Annotated in this window: 18 protein-coding genes; 7 read left to right on the top strand and 11 right to left on the bottom strand. The window is 66.8% G+C overall.

Features of this window, described 5'->3' with window-relative positions:
• Positions 1–166 precede the first annotated feature (166 nt).
• Together ACQPYM_RS27225 and ACQPYM_RS27220 are read right to left on the bottom strand one after the other, a co-directional pair.
• Positions 167–1828 (bottom strand): tyrosinase family protein, encoded by a 1662-nt coding sequence (locus ACQPYM_RS27225; RefSeq protein ID WP_433005684.1) that lies wholly within the window; start codon positions 1826–1828, stop codon positions 167–169.
• A 9-nt stretch (positions 1829–1837) separates the two neighbouring features.
• Positions 1838–2092 carry a hypothetical protein gene (locus ACQPYM_RS27220; protein ID WP_433005681.1) on the bottom strand — a complete coding sequence of 85 codons (255 nt, stop codon included), beginning with the start codon at positions 2090–2092 and terminating at the stop codon, positions 1838–1840.
• Between the two features lie 1403 nt (positions 2093–3495).
• On the opposite strand from ACQPYM_RS27220, the gene ACQPYM_RS27215 reads away from it, so the two are divergent.
• Positions 3496–4158 carry a GAF and ANTAR domain-containing protein gene (locus ACQPYM_RS27215; RefSeq protein ID WP_433005678.1) on the top strand — a complete coding sequence of 221 codons (663 nt, stop codon included), beginning with the start codon at positions 3496–3498 and terminating at the stop codon, positions 4156–4158.
• 168 nt (positions 4159–4326) lie between these two features.
• Here ACQPYM_RS27215 and ACQPYM_RS27210 read toward each other — a convergent pair whose 3' ends face one another.
• Positions 4327–5004, bottom strand: a complete 678-nt coding sequence (locus ACQPYM_RS27210; RefSeq protein ID WP_433005675.1) for a hypothetical protein — start codon at positions 5002–5004, stop codon at positions 4327–4329.
• Positions 5005–5114: 110 nt separating this feature from the next.
• On the opposite strand from ACQPYM_RS27210, the gene ACQPYM_RS27205 reads away from it, so the two are divergent.
• On the top strand, positions 5115–5519 hold the full coding sequence (locus tag ACQPYM_RS27205; protein WP_433005672.1) for a hypothetical protein: 405 nt from the start codon (positions 5115–5117) through the stop codon (positions 5517–5519).
• Positions 5520–5952: 433 nt separating this feature from the next.
• Here ACQPYM_RS27205 and ACQPYM_RS27200 read toward each other — a convergent pair whose 3' ends face one another.
• Genes ACQPYM_RS27200 through ACQPYM_RS27185 form a run of 4 tightly spaced genes read right to left on the bottom strand, consistent with a single transcriptional unit; the run spans position 5953 to position 10977 of the window.
• The gene (locus tag ACQPYM_RS27200; RefSeq protein WP_433005669.1) at positions 5953–7824 is read right to left on the bottom strand and encodes a beta-L-arabinofuranosidase domain-containing protein; all 1872 of its coding nucleotides are present in this window, start codon (positions 7822–7824) and stop codon (positions 5953–5955) included.
• Between the two features lie 28 nt (positions 7825–7852).
• On the bottom strand, positions 7853–8731 hold the full coding sequence (locus tag ACQPYM_RS27195; RefSeq protein ID WP_433005666.1) for a carbohydrate ABC transporter permease: 879 nt from the start codon (positions 8729–8731) through the stop codon (positions 7853–7855).
• A gap of 2 nt (positions 8732–8733) precedes the next feature.
• The gene (locus ACQPYM_RS27190; RefSeq protein ID WP_433005663.1) at positions 8734–9672 is read right to left on the bottom strand and encodes a carbohydrate ABC transporter permease; all 939 of its coding nucleotides are present in this window, start codon (positions 9670–9672) and stop codon (positions 8734–8736) included.
• Between the two features lie 21 nt (positions 9673–9693).
• Positions 9694–10977 (bottom strand): ABC transporter substrate-binding protein, encoded by a 1284-nt coding sequence (locus ACQPYM_RS27185; protein ID WP_433005660.1) that lies wholly within the window; start codon positions 10975–10977, stop codon positions 9694–9696.
• Between the two features lie 216 nt (positions 10978–11193).
• Here ACQPYM_RS27185 and ACQPYM_RS27180 point away from each other — a divergent pair, with 216 nt between their 5' ends.
• Positions 11194–12210 (top strand): LacI family DNA-binding transcriptional regulator, encoded by a 1017-nt coding sequence (locus ACQPYM_RS27180; RefSeq protein ID WP_433005657.1) that lies wholly within the window; start codon positions 11194–11196, stop codon positions 12208–12210.
• Between the two features lie 49 nt (positions 12211–12259).
• On the opposite strand, the gene ACQPYM_RS27175 is transcribed toward ACQPYM_RS27180, so the two are convergent.
• On the bottom strand, positions 12260–12397 hold the full coding sequence (locus ACQPYM_RS27175; RefSeq protein WP_433005654.1) for an ANTAR domain-containing protein: 138 nt from the start codon (positions 12395–12397) through the stop codon (positions 12260–12262).
• 245 nt (positions 12398–12642) lie between these two features.
• On the opposite strand from ACQPYM_RS27175, the gene ACQPYM_RS27170 reads away from it, so the two are divergent.
• Positions 12643–13014, top strand: coding sequence for a hypothetical protein (locus ACQPYM_RS27170; protein WP_433005651.1), 372 nt, complete (start codon positions 12643–12645; stop codon positions 13012–13014).
• Positions 13015–13223: 209 nt separating this feature from the next.
• Here the strand turns inward: ACQPYM_RS27170 and ACQPYM_RS27165 are convergent, their stop codons facing one another.
• The 3 genes from ACQPYM_RS27165 to ACQPYM_RS27155 form a co-directional block, all read right to left on the bottom strand.
• Positions 13224–14030 carry a lysostaphin resistance A-like protein gene (locus tag ACQPYM_RS27165; protein ID WP_433005648.1) on the bottom strand — a complete coding sequence of 269 codons (807 nt, stop codon included), beginning with the start codon at positions 14028–14030 and terminating at the stop codon, positions 13224–13226.
• A 25-nt stretch (positions 14031–14055) separates the two neighbouring features.
• Positions 14056–14274 (bottom strand): hypothetical protein, encoded by a 219-nt coding sequence (locus tag ACQPYM_RS27160; protein WP_433005645.1) that lies wholly within the window; start codon positions 14272–14274, stop codon positions 14056–14058.
• Positions 14275–14341: 67 nt separating this feature from the next.
• Positions 14342–15133, bottom strand: coding sequence for an IclR family transcriptional regulator (locus ACQPYM_RS27155; RefSeq protein ID WP_433005642.1), 792 nt, complete (start codon positions 15131–15133; stop codon positions 14342–14344).
• Between the two features lie 166 nt (positions 15134–15299).
• Here ACQPYM_RS27155 and kduI point away from each other — a divergent pair, with 166 nt between their 5' ends.
• From kduI to ACQPYM_RS27140, 3 genes are all read left to right on the top strand, one after another.
• On the top strand, positions 15300–16115 hold the full coding sequence (gene kduI, locus ACQPYM_RS27150; protein WP_433005639.1) for a 5-dehydro-4-deoxy-D-glucuronate isomerase: 816 nt from the start codon (positions 15300–15302) through the stop codon (positions 16113–16115).
• A complete protein-coding gene (locus ACQPYM_RS27145) occupies positions 16112–16891 on the top strand; it encodes an SDR family oxidoreductase (RefSeq protein ID WP_433005636.1) in 780 nt (259 codons plus the stop codon). The genes kduI and ACQPYM_RS27145 overlap by 4 nt, the downstream gene beginning before the upstream one ends.
• 66 nt (positions 16892–16957) lie before the next feature.
• Positions 16958–18049: a sugar ABC transporter substrate-binding protein gene (locus ACQPYM_RS27140; RefSeq protein ID WP_433005633.1), complete on the top strand. Its 1092-nt coding sequence runs from the start codon at positions 16958–16960 to the stop codon at positions 18047–18049.
• Positions 18050–18057: the final 8 nt, after the last annotated feature.

The raw sequence follows: 18057 nt of genomic DNA, 5'->3' as shown, positions 1-18057 counted from the left end.
GGGCAGCGAGCGGAGTCGATCCCGTCGCAGTGAAACCAAAGCACTGACATCCGACCACGAGGGCCTCAGGAAAGCCGCTGGATGGCTTCCTGAGACCCTTTCGCATGCCGTGGTGGGTCAGCGTCGCGTACGTGGCTGTCGATCGGACACTCCTGGTCCTGTGGAGTCACCGGTAGCGGAAGAACGCCTCGTGGATCTTCTGGTCGGTGCCGACGTAGGCGATGTGCTGGCAGTCGTCGGTCTGCGTGTACCAGCTGGTGGGGCTGGTGCCGGCCGCGACCTCGTGTCCGTTCCAGCTCGGAACGTTGTGGTCCCATTTGAAGGCGCCGTCCCCTTTGTAGCGGAAGAACGCCTCGTGGATCTTGCGGTCGGTGCCGACGTAGGCGATGTGCTGGCAGTCGTCGGTCGGCGTGTACCAGCTGGTGGGGCTGGTGCCGGCCGCGACCTCGTGTCCGTTCCAGCTCGGAACATTGGGCAGCCAGGTGAACGCATCGTCCCCTTTGTAGCGGAAGAACGCCTCGTGGATCTTCTGGTCGGTGCCGACGTAGGCGATGTGCTGGCAGTCGTCGGTTGGCGTGTACCAGCTGGTGGGGCTGGTGCCGGCCGCGACCTCGTGTCCGTTCCAGCTCGGAATATTGGGCAGCCAGGTGAACGCATCGTCCCCTTTGTAGCGGAAGAACGCCTCGTGGATCTTCTGGTCGGTGCCGACGTAGGCGATGTGCTGGCAGTCGTCGGTCGGCGTGTACCAGCTGGTGGGGCTGGTGCCGGGTGCGACCTCGTGTCCGTTCCAGCTCGGAATATTGGGCAGCCAGGTGAACGCGCCGTCCCCTTTGTAGCGGAAGAACGCCTCGTGGATCTTGCCGTCGGTGCCGACGTAGGCGATGTGCTGGCAGTCGTCGGTCGGCGTGTACCAGCTGGTGGGGCTGGTGCCGGCCGCGACCTCGTGACCGTTCCAGCTCGGAACATTGGGCAGCCAGGTGAACGCATCGTCCCCCTTGTAGCGGAAGAACGCCTCGTGGATCTTGCCGTCGGTGCCGACGTAGGCGATGTGCTGGCAGTCGTCGGTCAGCGTGTACCAGCTCGTCGGACTCGTGCCGGCCGCGACCTCATGACCGTTCCAGCTCGGAACATTGTGCAGCCAGGTGAACGCTCGCTGCTCGATGTCGTAGTCGTAGCCCAGGGCACGGTGATCGAGTACATGGGCAGGAGTGCGATCGGGCCACTCCATCATGGCGTCATTCACGCCTACACCCGGACGGCTGGCGACAAATGGTGCGTCGCGGTGCTTCATCTGCCACCGGACCCACAGCATATCGATCCAGGCGTGGTGCATGAAGAATATCGGATCACCGGGAGAAGAGCTCCCAGCCATGACGCCGCCGACCCACCGGTGCGGTGGATTGTGGATGTCGCCTTCCAGTTCCGGCCAGAATTCCTCATAGCTGTCCCGTTGCTGATTCGCCTCGACCTGAGCCTGGGTCGGCAGTGTGTCCGACCCTAACGCTCGGTTGAGGCGCCACGGCTGGTCGAACTGGCCGAGGAAGTCCGGATCCCACAGTGGGTCCGACGGACTTCTGTCGACGGTGGAGTCCCAATAGGGGATCGAAACGCTAGGGTCGAACGTTTGAAGTGCCACCTCGAAGCGGCGGACGAACTCGCGGTGCCACGGCAAGAAGTGTGAGGTTTCATGGATGCCCATGTTCTGGTGGGCCGCGTGCACTCTCGCGAAGTCGTCAATAACCCCATTGGTCTTCACATGGTGCAGCGCCTGGACGAAGCGGTTGCGCTCGTCGTCGGTGAGGCGCCGGTAGTTCTTGCGGGTTCCCATGGCCGCCTCCTACCCGACCCTGCCGCGCCGGACCTTGGCGGCCTCCGCCTCGTAATCGATCCGCCTCTCGGCGAGATCGAACAGGTCGTCGGTCCAGTCGTAGGCGTAATCGTGCATGAAATACCGCCCGCTCGGCATTCGGCCGTACCTGACCGGCTCACCGTCGATGCGCAGTTCGAGTCCCTCTTCGTGGACAGCATCCAACTCTTCGCGACTAGCCAACTCGATTCGATGGCCCTTGTAGTCACGGCTCTCAGACCCCATACCCGACACCCCCTGTACCGGTTATCGTCCGCTCTTCCAACGAATCATCCGACCAACTGTGATCCGCCCCCATTGCGGACAGTGATTGAGGAGACACTACCGCGCAATATGGCATGACGGAAGGCAATTTATTGGTGACTCGTTGAGGACAAAATGACATGGATGAAGTTACACGGCACTTCACCGGACAATGTCAGCCATAACGGCGATGCGGCCCGCGAAAAGCGGTGCAATTCTGCAGCGCCGCTTTGCAAATGTTCGAGGGGTGACCGACGTGGCGGGCGTGGACATCTCCAGGTGCCGGGGTCGGACGGACCGGCAAGCAGAACCGCCCGGGCTCCTGGACCAGTGGCCTGCCTGCCACGGCATTTCGGAGGCCAACGCCTTTCCGCCAACGCGAATCATCGAGAGACCGCCCCGCACAACCGAACTGATTCGCCTGGTCCGCCTGTCCAGCCCACACCTGGACGCCGGCTCACGTCATCCAGTTGCCGTTCAAGACCCCCCAGCCGCATCTTCTTGCTACGACGCCTGCAACGGATCGTGGGGCGGGTTGGTGAGTCGCCTGTCCAGCCACACGGGGAGGGCTGGACAGGCGAGCCAGGCGGGAGGATCCGATGGCAGCGATACCGGCAGCGCCTCATCAATTCCCGATTCCTCCCGGCTGACCTATCGCGTCAGGAGATCGAAGCGTTTCGGCGTACCGGTGTCGAATAGGTAACGGTGACCAGCGGCGGCGCTCCGGTCGGAGTTGGCCGAGCGCACTTGATGATGCGAGATCGGCCCCGGGGCATTGAAAGACCCGGCCGCGTGGGGGGTAGAGGCGGCGACCGGGTCTTCTACTTGCCGACCCTGAACATGCAGCTCAGGGCAACAATTCGGTACCCGGAACTGGAGATCTGCATGCGGATAGTCACCAACAGCACCGTGTCGCACCGGTGGAACGTCGCTTGGCCTCGGGCAGACGGTGCCGCAGTACGGCGGAACTGGCCTTGGCTTGCCCCGTTGTGAAGACGCGCGATCTGCGGTGAACCGATCTCGCCCGGACCCGAACGCCGGCCAGGCGGTTGAGCGGTCCCGACGCTGGCTTCTCAACGCCGAGACCTCGGCTACGGGGTCTCGAACAGCCAGCCCTGGAGCCGCAGCGGGACGGTGCCCATCGGTGCTCGGCAGTACACATCCGGACGCGGTCCGCGCAGAGTCGTTCAATCTTGTTCCGATCCTCCTCGGCCCCGACATTGAGCGCTAAGAGTGGCCGGTGGGAGTAGCGTGGAGTTGCCGGCGGTTTCTCGCCTCAGCGGTCAGCTGAGGCATCTTCGGTTCAACACCTCCCAGTCCCACCACCAAGGTGGAGGGGCTGAGATCGGACCGACGTCGTGGAGCTGCCGGAACTCATCACTGTCATGGATCGGGTCGCTTTGTCGCTGCGGTATCCGATGGACGTCGAGGAGACCCTCCAGGGGATCACCGCGGCGGTCGTCGTGGCCACCTCGGGCGTCGATCACGCGAGCATTTCCGTCACGAGCAGCGATGGCAAGATCCAGACCCTGGCTCCTACTGACGACGTCGCGGTTCGATGCGACGAGCTGCAGTACGAGCTCGGCGAGGGCCCGTGCCTGGAGGCCGTGCTGGAGGAGCACGTCGTTCAAGTCGATGACGTCAGCTCGGACCTGCGGTGGCCGATGTACGGGCCTCGTGCCGCCGGCGAACTGGGCATCGGCTCTCAACTGGCGTTCCAGTTCGCCGCGGAACCGCACGTGCGCGGTGGATTCAACCTGTACTCCGAACAGCCGCACAGCATCGGTATCGAGGACCGCCAGTTGGCGATGCTGTTCGCGAGCCTTGCCGCGGCCGCGCTGGGCTGGAGCCGTCAAGACGACACGTTGAACAAGGCGCTGGAGACCCGCAACGGCATCGGCCAAGCGGTCGGTATCGTGATGGAGCGCTACCAGCTCGACCCCGAGCGCGCCTTCGCGTTCCTGGTCCGAACCTCACAAGCCGGCAACATCAAACTGCACGACGTCGCAGCCGGCGTCGTCGCCGATGTCGTCGCCAAGGCTCGATAGGAGCCCGCCTTCACCACCGGGAATCGTTCGCTCGAGGTCGGTCCCAGCGGCCGCATTCGGGCTACGGGAGCCGATCGCGAAGGTCCGTCGAACTGGCTGGCTGCCCGTCAGCCATCGGCAGGCTGAATTGGATGAGTTCATCCGAGCGATCGATGCAGTTGGCAATCTTCACGCTACGTCCGTGGCCTGCTTGGCCGGCTGGATTGCCGGTTGGGGGATCTGGCCTCCGCGGAGGTAGTTCGAGTAGGCGGAGTCGCGGTGGGGGTGCTGGGTGTAGATCGTGGGGATGAAACGTCCTTCGAGGTCGTCCCAGGTCGAGTCGGGCAGTCGCCAGATCCGGTGCGTCAGGCGACCGGCGCGCCCGGTGTGTGGTGAGTGCGGATGTGCACGAGTCGGTGCGACTTGTTCAGCGGCGGATAGTTGCTCCGCCACCTTGTCGAGGAGCGCAGGAGTGAGTTTCGCGTTGAGCAGTTGGACATACCTGGCCTCGAGCTGTTCGTGCTCGGCTAGCAGCCGATCGATTTCCCGCCAGACGTCGCTGTGCCGGAGATGCTGCGCCCGGCCGTCGCCGTACTGGCGGGCCTTGAGGAATCGCAGCGCGGTTTCCAGTTGCCGGACCTGATGGACGTACGCCGCGACGTGGCGACGACCGCCGGGAAGGCGCCGCACATGCGGCAACAACACGTCTCCGGCCGCGGCGAGGTGTTGCGCGGTGATCGCGTAGAACCAGTCGGTCTCATGCCGCCTGTCACTCCGGCCGGCTTCCGGAGCGTGGGCCGGGGCAGCGAGTGCCCGTCCGCCGGTATGGCTGCGATCCAGCGCCAGTTCAAGCATCGACTTCGTCATCCCGGCCACCTCCTGAAGGTTGTCCAACACCACTGGTTCGAATCAGCCGCCGTACCGGATGGGTAGGCCCGTCGGGCTAGCTGCAGTTGTTGGTTGGGCTGCCGCCGGCGATGCCGGACCTCACCCACGTGTCGTTCAGTTTCCGGGTACTGGGTGCGCTCGGGCGCTGGAACCCGGCACAGGACGTGACTCCGATGATGTACTACCTGACCGGCGTCGCGACCGAACAGTCGGCCATTCTCGCGTACAACAAGCTTCACCTTGGCTGCTGGAAATGGCTGGTCAGAACGCTGCGGCGGCAGACCTTCGAGCCGGTCGGCGCCTATACCAAGAAGCAGTGGGCGGAGTGCGGTGCAGTCATGCACAACCTCGGCATCACGATCGATGGCGAACGGGGATCACCCGGTACGCCGAGCAGATCGGTCGGCTGGAACTCGAGTTGCTCTGGGCCCAACGGCAAGGCCTGCGCGTGCCCACCTACGTGCTGGACTCGCTGCGGACCGCCGCCCGTCTGAACGCCGCCGATCGCTGACCATGACTAAATGCGTTGTAGCCGTGCGACCTCATCACGACTTACCCGCCATGCGTCGCGGCCGGCATCGGTCAACTCGAAATTGCCAACCTTGGGTAGTTCGGTGAAAGTGACAGCGTCACCGGCTCGATGAGCCGCGTCTCGGTAGCGTTGGCTCTGCCCGAGCGGGTTTCTCTGGCGGCGGAGGATGGGTCTGGCGGCTGGAAGCCGAGCTCGTCTTCCGGATGAGTGGTGGGCTGCAGGTGAGCATGGGGAGGCAGTCGCAGATGGCTGCAATGGAGCTGGCGATGACAGATTTCACCGAACTGCATGGCCTGCCAGGGACTGGGCATCTCAGTCCGGTCGAGGGCTCCCGACAGCGACTCCTGCTCGACTGGCTCACCGGAGCCAGTCGAGCATGCGGGCGGTCCAGTCGCTCAGTGTGTCTCGGCGTCTGGTGGGGGCGAGATGGTCGGAAGTTCCGCGACTCGGAGCCGGGCGCTGCCGTACGGCTTCAGTGGCAGATCCAGGACCGGCATCGTGGTGACCACCGGGCTCGGCGGTGGGGGAGCCGCGGAGGCCTCGCGCAGCGTCCAGTCGCGGATCATGGCCCCGCGGGCGCGGATCACCACCGGCGCCGCCTCCGCGTCGAACGGTACGTCCGATACTGGGCGGCGCTCGACCGGCCAGGAGTCGACGCCGCCGCCCGGCTCGTCAAGCCAGAGGCCGCAGTTCCACACTTTCCGCGGGGTGAGCTCCCACTCGCCCAGGCCGGCGTGGTCCGGCACGGGCCGCCAGATCTCCTCGATCGCGTGGACCATGACCAGCGGTCCCAGGCGGAGGCCGACCGCGCCGGACTCTCGAGGCACGGTCCGCAGCTGCATCGGCAGGGTCAGTTCGACGGTGTCGCTGTCGTGCCAGGTCCGCTGGATCGTGACGTAGCCGTCCCCGCCGGGCGCCACGGCCACTTGCTCGCCCGCGACCATGAGGGCGGCGCTGTCGCACCAGGCCGGAATGCGGAGCCGGACGGCGAAGTCGTGTGGCTCGTCCAACGACACGGTGATCCGGATCGTCTCGTCGAACGGGTAGCTCGTGTCGACGTCCAAGCGAACAGCATGCCCCGCGATGTCCGCGTCGACCGTGCAGGGACCGTACGCCACCGCGGTCAGCGCCTCGTCCGGTCCACTCATCCACAGCGCGCGGACGAGCTTCGGCCAGCCCTGGTGCAGGTTCGCCGTACAGCAGCCGAAGTGTGGTTCCAGCCCGAACACGTTGGCGTCCGGACCGCTGAAGCTCCAGTCGCGCTGGGCGAAGCTGACCAGGACTTGGTTGGCCTGCTGGTGGTACTGGTGCGCGAGCATCCGCGGATCGTTGCTGGCAGCAAGCAGGTTGTAGGCCATCTGCTCCAGCAGGTCACCGTGGCGACCGTCGCCGAAGACGCGCGCCAGCTGCTCGAGCGTGAACATGAGCTCGACCACCTGACACGTCTCCACGCCGTGGTGGGCCTCCGGCCCACCGAGCCACTCGTCGCCGGAGAACATCCCGTGTACCTGGCCGTGCAGCCGGCTGAGGTTCTGCCACATCCGCGCCGTGTCGGTGGCATGACGGTCCTCGCCGTCGACGAGGTACGCCGCCGCCGGGGTCTTGAGCCCCATCGCGACGTTGGGTCCGTGGGTCAAATGGCGGAAGTACGGCGTGACGCCGGCCGGCAGCTCCTCGGTGAGGAAGCGAGTCCAGTCGTGTGTCTGGGACAGCACGGTCCGGGCCAGGTCGACCAGCCAGTCCTCGCCCGTTCGGTCGTACAGCCACATGATGGACAGCACGTTGTCGGCGCCGCGGGCCTCGCCCCAGCTGCTCAGCGGGCGCTCGGGCAGGGCTTGGCGCTGGTGTTCGAAGTACCGCCGCAGGAACGGCGCCACCCGCTCGTCGCCGGTGGCGTCGGCGTACTGCGTGAGCACCTTGAGCGCGACCATCCGCGGCCACCAGTCCAGGTTGTGCGTCGGCCCGAACTGCCCGTCGGCGCGCTGGCTGCCGAGAATCGCCTCGATCCATTTCTGCGCTTTGGTTTGCAGGTCGGCGTCGTCGAGGACGTAGGCCAGCGGGACCAGGCCGTCCAGGTAGTACGGGCCGCGTTCCCAGGACTCGCCGTCACCGCCCAGCCAGCCGCTGTCGGGTCCTACCTCGGGCCAGATCTCCTCCAGCCGGCCGGTCTGGCCGGCAGCCTGCAGGCGAAGCTGCTTGAGGAGCCAGCCTCGGGGCCGGACGGCGCCGAGTGGGAGTTCGTGGAGCTGGGCGTGACTGGTGCTCATAAGCGTCCTTCGAAGTCGAGTGGCCAGGTCATCCGCGCAGGGCCCCGTTCACGAGGCCGGAGACGTAGTAGCGCTGTAGCAGTAGGTACACGAGCAGCACCGGGGCGACGGCCAGGACGACGCCAGCCTGCAGCGCGCCGTAGTCCACCACGCCGTACGCGCCGGACTGCAGGCTGACGAGCATGACCGGGAGGGTGTACCGCTCGCCGTCGTTGAGGAAGATCAGCGGCGCGAGGAACTCGTTCCACGAGGCGATGAACGAGAACAGCGCCACAGTGACGATGCCGGGCGAGACGAGTCGCAACGAGACGTGCCGGAGCGCCTGCAGGTCGCTGCAGCCGTCCACCAGCGCCGCCTCCTCGAGCTCGCGCGGAATCGACTCGAAGCTGTTGCGCATCAGGAAGACGCCGAACGGCAGCTGGAACATCACCAGCACGAGCGCGAGCCCGATCACGGTGTTCGTCAGGCCGAACCAGCCGAGCACGATGTACAGCGGCAACAGGATCGTTGCGTAGGGCACCATCAGGATCAGCAGGGTGGAGCCGAACAGCAGGCGCTTGCCGAGGAACTCGTAGCGGGCGAAGCCGTAGCCGGCCAGGACCGTGACCACAGCGGTGCCTGCGACGACCAGCACGCACACCACCGCGCTGTTCAGCAGGTACACGCCGATGCCCTCGCCGTACGTCGCGAGCTGGCGGTAGTTGCCGACCGAGAACGACTTCGGGAGCCAGGTCGGTGGCTGCTGGTTGGCTTCCTCGGGCGACTTGATCGAGTTGAGCGCCACCCAGATCAGCGGCACCAGGAAGATCGCGGCCAGGATCCCGCTGACCAGGTGATAGCTCGTCCCGGCCAGGGCGGCGCGGCGCCGTACCAGCGGGGGTCGCCGAGGCGGGGTCAGGGCTGTCATCGTCAGTCGTCCTTCGGCCGGAGGAACTTCAGCTGTACGGCGTTGAGGATCACCAGCGCTACCAGCAGCACCACCGACAGCGCTGCCGCCTTGCCGAGGTCGAACTCCTGGAAGGCGGTGTTGTAGACGGCGAACATCACCGTGATCGTGCTGTTGTCGGGGCCGCCTTTGGTGAGCACGAGGAACTGGTCGAACGCCAGCAGCGAGCCGGTGATCGACAGGATCAGCAGCAGAGCGAGAGTCGGCCGCAGGTACGGCAGCGTGATGTACCGGAGCCGCTGCCAGGTGGAGGCGCCGTCCACGCGGGCTGCCTCGTGCAACTCGGCAGGAATCGACTGCAGACCGACGAGCAGGACCAGCACCTGGAAGCCGATGAACTTCCACACGACCAGCGAGAGCACGGTGAACAGTGCCTTGCCGGGCGTGTCGGGGAATCCCCAGGGTCCGTCGGTCAGGCCGAGGCGCTGAAGGACGTCGTTCGCGATGCCGTTCTGGTCGTTGACCGAGGCGAACCAGATCAGCGCGGCCGCCGCCGTACCGACCACGTAGGGCAGGAAGAACGCCGTCCGGTAGAAGCGGGCGCCCCGGCGGGGCGAGGCCGCGACGGCCACCAGCACGAAGGAGACCGCGAAGATCACCACCGTCGCCAGCACGGTGTAGAGCAGTGTGAACCGGATGGCGCCGGTGAACAGTTCGTTCGACGCGATGTCGGCGTAGTTCTCCACCCCGTTGGGCTGCGGCGTGCCGAGCAGCGGCCAGTCGTGGAAGGACATGAAGATCAGCACGCCGAGCGGGACGAGGAAGATGACTGCGACGACTACGGCCAGCGGCGCGACGAACAGCATCCCGGTAGCCGGCCTCCGGATACGACGCCGGCCGGGGCGGCGCCGATCGCGGCCGGCAGTGTCCGTGCGGGGTTGCAGGGAGGTGAGGGTGGCCATCTGCGCGATCCTCCGCCGACCTCAGTCGGCCTCGTCGATGATTTTCTGGATCTTCTGCTGGGCGTCGGGCAGTGCGGCGGAGTTGCCGTTGAAGATGTGACCCCGCAGGCCCGCGAGCCAGGGACCGTTCGCGTTGTTGAAGATCTCCCCGTACGGCAGCGTGGCGGGCGTGTAGCCGTTCTTCAGTCCCTTGATCGCGGCGACCCGGGCCGGGTCCTTGGCCGTGTACTGGTTTTCCGCGAGGTCGAAGCGGGGCGTGAGGAAGCCGTTCTTCGCCCAGACCTCGAGCTGCGGCTCGTCGGTCAGCGACCAGGTGAGGAAGTCCAGCGCCTGCTCCGGATGCTTCGACGTGCTGGTCACCCCGACGACGTCACCGCCGACGAAGGTCGACGTGGCCCCGCCGTTCGGCGCGGTGAAGGGTGCCACGCCCCACGTGAACTTCGCCCCCTTCGCCAGGGCCAGGAAGTTGAACGTGCCGACCGGGATCATGCCGATCTGGCCGGCGTTGAACGCCGCGGTCCAGGTGGCGCCGTCGTCGGTCTTCGCGCCGGACGGCACGATGCCCTCGGCGTACAAGCGGCGGTACAGGTCCGCGGTTGCGGTGAGCGCAGGGCTGTCGATCTGCGCTTTCTTGCCGTCCTCGGCCACCGGCGGCGTACCGGCGGCGGCCGTGAACGGCATCAGCGTGTACGCCAAGCACCCGGCGCAGTTTCCGGCGAAGTAGAAGCCGTACGTCTTGCCGCCGAGGCCGCGGATCGCCTTGGCGTAGCGGTACATCTCGTCGAAGTTCGCCGGCGGCTTCTCCGGGTCCAGCCCGGCCTTCGTGAACAGATCCTTGTTGTAGATCAGCAGCGAGGAGTCGACCAGCAGCGGCAGGCCGTAGACCTTCCCATCGCGGGTGACGACCTTTTGGTGTGCCTGCGCGAGGTTGTCCTTGAACGGGAGATCCTCCGCCTTGTCGGTGATGTCGCGGTACAGACCCTGGTCGACGTAGTTCGGCGAGTAGACCACGTCGGAGGCCAGGATGTCGGGCAACGACCGCGCCCCGGCGGCGGCGCCGACCTTCTGCTGGAACGACTCGCCGGGGATGACGGTGAGCTTGATCTTGTTCTGGTGCGTGCGGTTGTAGAGGTCGACCAGCTTCTGCACGGGTTCGCCCTCGGTGTGCCGCACCCACATGGTGAGCTGCGTGCCGTTGTCGGGCCCTTCTCCGGAACCGCTCGATCCGGACGGCCCGCCGCAGGCGGCGAGGACCAGTGCGGCGGCCGCCGCTACGGCGGCGCGCCAAGGCACGGTGTGGGACATGGAACTTCTCCGTTCTCGTTCGCCGGCCGGCTGCCTGTCGGGGCGAGTGGGCTCAATGAACCCCGCTGCGGAAATTTCGGCTATCGGTTTCCGCAGGCTAGAACCCTGCAGTTGTAGGCGTCAAGAGCTCCGAGCGAGGATGCACAGCGGAAATGGACGGAAATGTTTCCGGCAGCGTAAGATGCCGCTGTCACCCGAGGTGGAAGTGAGGTGGGCATGGCCGCCAACCGGCAGCGGTCCGTCACGGTCTCCGACGTCGCGCAGCGCGCGGGCGTCTCGCCGGGGACGGTCTCGAAGGCACTGAACGGTCGCGGTCAGCTGGCGAGCGCGACGCGGGACCGGGTGCTGGCGGCCGCCGAGGAGCTCGGCTTCGTCCCGAACCTGACCGCCCGCAGCCTGTCGTCCGGGCGAACCTATCTGGTCGGCATCCTGACCACCGACAGCATCGGCCGGTTCACCATCCCGATCCTGACCGGAGCCGAGGACGTGCTGGGTCCCGGCCAGCTCGGCATGCTGCTGTGCGAGAGCCGCGGCGATGCGATCCGCGAGCAGCACTATGTGCGCAGCCTGCTGAACCGCCGCGTCGACGGCATCATCGTGACCGGCCGCAACAGCACGGTCCGCCCGTCACTGGGCCGCGACCTCGGCATCCCGGTGATCTACGCGCTGGTCGAGTCGGACGATCCGGGGGACCTCTCGGTGCTGCACGACGACCGGGATGGCGCCGCGCTCGCCGTACGGCATCTGGTCGAGACCGGTCGACGCCGGATCGCGCACATCACCGGCCCGATCCGGCACGCCGCCGTACGGCGGCGGCTGGCGGGTGTGGAGGACGCCCTGACCGCCGAAGGGCTGACTCTCGCCGGCGAGCCGCTGTACGGCGAGTGGAGTGAGCGGTGGGGCCGGGAGGCCGCGCTGCGGCTGGCACGTGGCGGACACGAGTTCGACGGTGTCTTCTGCGCGTCCGACCAGATCGCCCGCGGCCTGCTCGAGGGCTTCCGCGAGGTGGGCGTCCGCGTGCCGGAGGACGTCGGCGTGGTCGGCATGGACAACTGGGACGTGATGGCCGAGTCCGCCCGGCCGCCCTTGACCACGGTCGATCTCAACCTGGCCGGCCTCGGCCGGAAGGCGGCCGAGTTCCTCGTCGCCGCCATCGACGGCGACCCGTTCCCGGCCGGCCCCCACCTCACCACCAGTCACCTGGTGAAGCGCCACTCCACCGAGCTCCTCTGATCAGGGCGTCGGCCGCGACCTGGACCGCGTCGGTAGAGGGCTTAGGGGATCAGGACGGCAGTTTCCGGCTGGCGACGAGTTGGGCGGCGACGTCGCGGAGTTTGGTGTTGGTGTCCTGGGAGTGGCGTTTGAGTACTTCGAAAGCTCGGTCGGCGGCGAGGTCGAAGCGTTCCATCAGGATGCCCATTGTCTGAAACCGTCAGGTTCGGTGCTGTAGGGGCCGAGCACGCCGACAGTGCCTTCAGCTGTGGTCAGCGGCACGTCCAGGACGCTGCGTACACCGAGGGACAGCACCTTTGCTGCCCAGTCCGGCCAGCGTGTGCCGTCGCGGTGTCGCGGATCAGGAGGGGGACATGTTCCCGCATCGATGCGACCAGCGGCCCGTCGCCGGCGGCCATCTGGAACTGGTAGATCTGGGCGACCACAGAGTCGGTGGCCGCCGGCACCTCGGGGCGATTGCCGCTGACAGCAAGCGCTACCCCGACGTGGGAGCAGCCCAAGGCGTCCAGGGCGAACTCGACCACTCCCTCCACGGTCTCCTCGACTCCGTCGAAGTCGTACAGCTCGACCGCAAGCTGGGCGAAGATGGCGGCAGGCTCGTTGCCTGCACTGTCAAGGCCGGGCCTGACCGACTCCGTCGCCAGTGTGGTCGGAGCCTTCGAATCGCCGTGGCGCCTTCTCGCCGCCGCATGCTACGTGCCGTTGATGATCGGCCAGTGGCGCTGGCCGGGCAAGCTGCGTCGTCGGATCCAGGAACTGGCTGAGACTGGCGAGCCACCCAGTACTACGACACCCGACGATTGACGGCAGCCAATGGCGAGTAACCGGTTGCTTCGTCTTTCAGGCGAGACAGGCTGTCGGCGAGTTCGGTAGTGCCCAGGTTCAAGACCATGACTGGCAGTGTTGGGCGTCAGCACGTAGTACGGACAGGGTCAGGTTGCAGGGTTGGCGGCGCCGCGCCGATGAAGCGGTACGTGCTGGAGAACCTCGATCGCGTAGTACCGGCCGCGGGGTCAATCGGCGGCCGGCGTGGCGCGGGTGGTCGTGGGCCTGGGATGGGTGGATCCGATGATGATGATCGCTGCGGTGAACGGGATGATGCCGAGGGCGATCGTTTCTGGCAGGAAGCCGCCCGGTGTGAAGGAGATCGAGCTGCCTTGTTCGGGGGAGAGCAAGAGTTGGGCGACAGTCTGGAAGGAGACGTGGAGACCTACCCCGGTCCAGATCGTGCCGGTGATGCTGCGGATGTAGCCGAGGGCGAGGCCGACCGCCAGGAACCGTAGCGACTCGGCCGGACCGTTGTAGCCTCGCAGCGCCAACGCGGCTGTCATGAAGAGAATGGCCTGGACCCCGATTGCCTGAGCAGTGTCGAGGCGTTCGGCCAGGTTGGTTTGGATGTAGCCGCGGAAGGCGAGTTCCTCCGGGAGTGCTTCGAGCGCGAAGACGAGTGCCATCTGCAGCAGGATCGTGAGTAGTAGCTGTGGCAGGGGGACGTGAAGGGTGAACTTGGTGGTGCCCAGTGCGGCCAGGGCGCCGAGCGTTGCCATCGCCGGCAACAGCCAGGCCGCGTACCCGAGTGCGAACGAGCGCCCAGTAAACGGAGAAGCGCCGATGTGGGAGGCCGGCCGGCAGTCCAGGAAGCGGACGGTGAGCAACACTATGCCGGTCACCGCCGAGCCCGCGGCGACCGCGGTGATGGCATGAGCGGTCCGGCTGTACTCGGCGTCGGGGCTGAGCCAGCCATTGAGCCACCGATATGCCACGAAGAGCACCACTGTGGATGACACCAGCACCCACGCCACCCGGAGCAGCATCTTCATCAACCCATGATGGAGCCCTGCAGGGTTACTGTCTGGACGCCGGCGAGTGGTCCGCGAGCGCTGGCGGCAAGGACAGCCCGGAGGCTCCCCAGCGCCGGCGAGCGTCGCAAGGCCCGAGACCGGCAAGCGCAGTACGACGCCGGGCGAGATCCAGGCGGAGTACATCGGCTTCGGCGGTGATCTCGGTGGAACCGAGAGGGCGGATGACGCGGGCGCACACCGAGCCGGTCGGCCCACCGGTCACGGTGGCCCACTCCTCTGCAGATGGAGGCTGCCGGTCTGACTGTCGCGACGTGCGGCTGGTGGGTGTGTCAGCGCAGCATGCTGTTGTCGTGGAGGGCTGACAGGCGGGCTTTGACGCTCAGTAGGGATTCGATGATGAAGTCTTCCCGTGCCTTGTCGAGGCGGCTGATCGGGACGGCGACGCTGAGCGCGTCGACCGAGGCGCGGGAGAAGGGCAGGGCGACGCCGAAGCAGCGGACGCCCAGGCAGGATTCCTCGCTCTCTTCCGCGTAGCCGACCTGCTTGGCCTTCTCGATGATCGCGAGCAGAGTGCCCCGGTCCGTGGTGGCGTGCGAGGTCAGGGGCTCGATCTTGGCGGGAATGAGCGCGTCGCGGACATCTTCCGGCTGCTCCGCGAGCATCGCCCGGCCGAGGGACGTGGCGTAGGCGGGCAGGCGGCGACCGACGGCCGAGTGCATGCGCAGCGGGTGCTTGGACTCGCGCTTGGCGGTGTAGATGACGTCCGGACCCTCCAGGCGCCCCAGGTGCACGGTCTCTTCGGTGGCCGCCGCGATCTCGTCCATGACGGCGGACGCCTGGGCGAGGACCGGGTCCCCGTCGAGATACGCCGAGCTGACCGTCAGGGTGTGGATCCCCAGCCGGTAGACGCTGCCGGTCTGGTCGGTGTCCAGCCAGCCTCGGATGCACATGGTGCGCAGGAGCGCGTGCAGGCTGCTCTTCGGGATGCCCAGGCGGTTGGCCAGCTGCAACTGCGTGCCCGGTCCCCGAGCGGCGATGTCTTCGAGGACGTCGAGGACCCTCGCGGCGGACTTGACCTGCCCGGTGGTGGAGCTGCCGTTCCCCGTGTTCTCGCTGACCACCGAGACCTCCCGATCATTGTTGCGCGGTGTGCTCGCGTCAGTACGACTCTACACCACCGTCCACATATATGGACTAACTTCGCGCTCTTGACCTGTGATCGGAGCCACAGGTACGTTCTAGCGAATTCACGTAGCAGAACGTGGTTCAGATAGCGAGGAGCTCGCGTTGATCGAAGTCAGATACTCCGCATCCCAGTCCAACGTTGAAACGGCGACGACCGCGGACCTGCGGGAGAACTTCCTCGTGCAGAACCTGTTTCGCCCGGGCGAGGTGCACGGCGTGTACACGCACGACGACCGGCTGGTCGTCGGCGGAGCGGTTCCCGGTACCGGTCAGCTCGAACTGCCGGCCTGGGACGTACTCGGCACTACCTCCCACCTCGAACGCCGCGAGCTCGGCATCGTCAACGTCGGGCAGTCCGGGCACGTGCTCGTCGACGACGAGAAGTTCGAACTGGAGCACTTGGACGGACTGTTCGTCGGTCGCGGTAGTGAGGTCGTCTTCGCCGGTGCCGACGCCGCGTTCTACTTCGTCTCCGCTCCGGCGCACGCCACCTACCCCACCACCGCACTCAGCCACCCGGCGATCGAGCCGGTCGCACTGGGCTCGGCACAAGGCGCCAACGAGCGCAGCCTCTACCGGTACGCGTGGGGTCAGGAGCTCAAGACGTCGGTGCTCCAGTTCGGCGTGACCGTCATCGCCGAGGGCTCAGTGTGGAATACCTTCCCGCCCCACCTGCACGACCGGCGTACCGAGGTCTACCTGTACGTCGATCTGGACGAGAACGACCGGATCTTCCACTTCTTGGGCCGGCCCGGTGCGACCCGTCACCTGGTGATGCGGAACCGGGAGGCCGTCATCTCGCCACCGTGGTCGATTCACTCCGGCGCCAGTACCGGCTCGTACGCCTTCGTCTGGGCGATGGCCGGCGAGAACAACACCTACGCCGATCTGAGCCCGGTAGCGCTGGAGGACCTGTGACCACACAGACAGCCTCCGACGTTCGCTCGCCCTTCGACCTGCACGGCCGCTGCGCCGTGGTGACCGGCGCCGGTCGTGGCCTCGGCCAAGCGGTCGCTCTCGGACTGGCCCAGGCCGGAGCCGACCTGGTCCTCCTGGGCCGGCCCGGAAGCCAGTCGGCCACCCGGGACCAGGTGGCCGACCTCGGCCGTGACGTCGAGGTGGTCGACCTGGATGTCAGTGACCACGACGCGGTCGAGCGGGTTGGAGCCGAGGTGACCGCCAACCGCCAGGTCGACATCCTGGTCAACAACGCCGGGATCATCGACCGGGTCGACTCGCTGGCCGTGAACCACGAGTCCTGGCATCGCGTGGTCGACACCAATCTGACCGGACTGTTCTTTCTCTGCCAGCAGTTCGGGCGCCCGATGGCCGAGCGCGGGCACGGCAAGATCGTCAGCATCGCGAGCCTGCTGTCCTTCCAGGGCGGGATCCGGGTCGCGTCGTACGCCGCCAGCAAGCACGGCGTCGCCGGGATCACCAAGGCGCTGGCGAACGAGTGGGGCCCGCTCGGCGTACAGGTCAACGCCATCGCGCCGGGCTACATCGCCACCGACAACACGACGGCGCTGCGGGAGGACCCGGACCGTTCCCGTTCCATCCTCGAGCGCATCCCGGCCGGCCGCTGGGGCGTCGCCGGCGACATCGCCGGATCGGTCGTTTTCCTGAGTTCCGCCGCCGCCGACTACGTCAACGGCCACGTCCTCGTCGTCGACGGGGGCTGGATGGCCCGCTGAGGCCGGCCTTCCACCAGTCAGTGCCATCCCGCCGGAGCCCCGGCACGAAGAAATCGAGGAACGTCCATGAAGTTCACCTCTCGTCCCGCCGCTGCCCTGATCTGTCTGTCGCTGGCGGCCGTCACGGTCACGGGCTGCACCGAGGAGGCCGGCTCAGGCGGCAACAACACCGCCGCGGACGCGGGCAAGTGCCAACCATCCGACGTCAAGCTGGTGGGTCAGGTCCGCAACGAGTCCAACCCCTACGAGGCCGCCTGGCTGGCCGGTGGCGACACCTTCGCCAAGTCGGTCGGTCTCAGCCAGGAGCGGTTGACCTACGGCGGCGACTCCACCAAGCAGCAGGAGCAGATCAGCCAGGTGCTGGCCGGCGACACCAAGTGCCTGGTCCTGAACGTGCTCCCCAACGGCGACTCCGACACCACGCCGATCGTCAAGGGCGCCGACAAGGCCGGGGCCTACCTGGTCACCCAGTGGAACAAGCCGGCCGACCTCAAGCCCACCGACTACGACAAGTGGCTCAGCCACATCACCTACAACGGCATCGAGTCGGGACAGCAGATCGGTGACGCGCTCGCCACCGCGATCGGCGGCTCGGGCGGCATCATCGCGCTGCAGGGCGTCCTCGACACGGCCGCTGCCAAGGACCGGTACGCCGGTCTCCAGACGTCGCTCAAGAAGAACACCGGGATGAAGTTGCTCGACCAGCAGGCCGCCAACTTCTCCCGGGCCGAGGCGCTCGCGGTGACCAAGACGCTGCTGACCAAGCACGGCGACAAGATCAAGGGCATCTGGGCCGCCAACGACGACATGGCGCTCGGCGCACTGGAGGCGCTCCAGCAGGCCGGCCGGGCCGGCCAGGTGGCGGTGGTCGGTATCGACGCAGTGCCGGACGCGCTCACCGCGGTCAAGAACGGTTCGATGACCGCCACCGTCTCCAGCGACGGCCCGTGGCAGGGCGGGATCGGCCTGGCCATCGGCTACTGCGTCGCCACCGGTGAGCTGAAGGTGGCCGACATCGCCGCCGAGAACCGCGCCTTCTTCGCCAAGCAGTTCCTGATCACCAAGGACAACGTCGGCGACTTCCTGCAGCCGAAGACGGACCCGGCCGACTTCAAGTGCGCCAACGTCTTCAACCGCGTGGCTGGTTCCCTGTCGTGACCCTGACA

Source organism: Kribbella sp. CA-294648, from assembly GCF_050943845.1.
Classification (GTDB): Bacteria; Actinomycetota; Actinomycetes; order Propionibacteriales; family Kribbellaceae; genus Kribbella.
This window is presented reverse-complemented; position numbering and strand designations above follow the sequence as displayed.

Excerpts from the sequence above, each read along its gene's own strand:
- ACQPYM_RS27225 (WP_433005684.1), bottom strand. The coding sequence starts at position 1,828 with ATGGGAACCCGCAAGAACTACCGGCGCCTCACCGACGACGAGCGCAAC.
- ACQPYM_RS27220 (WP_433005681.1), bottom strand. The coding sequence starts at position 2,092 with ATGGGGTCTGAGAGCCGTGACTACAAGGGCCATCGAATCGAGTTGGCT.
- ACQPYM_RS27215 (WP_433005678.1), top strand. The coding sequence starts at position 3,496 with ATGGATCGGGTCGCTTTGTCGCTGCGGTATCCGATGGACGTCGAGGAG.
- ACQPYM_RS27210 (WP_433005675.1), bottom strand. The coding sequence starts at position 5,004 with ATGACGAAGTCGATGCTTGAACTGGCGCTGGATCGCAGCCATACCGGC.
- ACQPYM_RS27205 (WP_433005672.1), top strand. The coding sequence starts at position 5,115 with ATGCCGGACCTCACCCACGTGTCGTTCAGTTTCCGGGTACTGGGTGCG.
- ACQPYM_RS27200 (WP_433005669.1), bottom strand. The coding sequence starts at position 7,824 with ATGAGCACCAGTCACGCCCAGCTCCACGAACTCCCACTCGGCGCCGTC.
- ACQPYM_RS27195 (WP_433005666.1), bottom strand. The coding sequence starts at position 8,731 with ATGACAGCCCTGACCCCGCCTCGGCGACCCCCGCTGGTACGGCGCCGC.
- ACQPYM_RS27190 (WP_433005663.1), bottom strand. The coding sequence starts at position 9,672 with ATGGCCACCCTCACCTCCCTGCAACCCCGCACGGACACTGCCGGCCGC.
- ACQPYM_RS27185 (WP_433005660.1), bottom strand. The coding sequence starts at position 10,977 with ATGTCCCACACCGTGCCTTGGCGCGCCGCCGTAGCGGCGGCCGCCGCA.
- ACQPYM_RS27180 (WP_433005657.1), top strand. The coding sequence starts at position 11,194 with ATGGCCGCCAACCGGCAGCGGTCCGTCACGGTCTCCGACGTCGCGCAG.
- ACQPYM_RS27175 (WP_433005654.1), bottom strand. The coding sequence starts at position 12,397 with ATGGGCATCCTGATGGAACGCTTCGACCTCGCCGCCGACCGAGCTTTC.
- ACQPYM_RS27165 (WP_433005648.1), bottom strand. The coding sequence starts at position 14,030 with ATGAAGATGCTGCTCCGGGTGGCGTGGGTGCTGGTGTCATCCACAGTG.
- ACQPYM_RS27140 (WP_433005633.1), top strand. The coding sequence starts at position 16,958 with ATGAAGTTCACCTCTCGTCCCGCCGCTGCCCTGATCTGTCTGTCGCTG.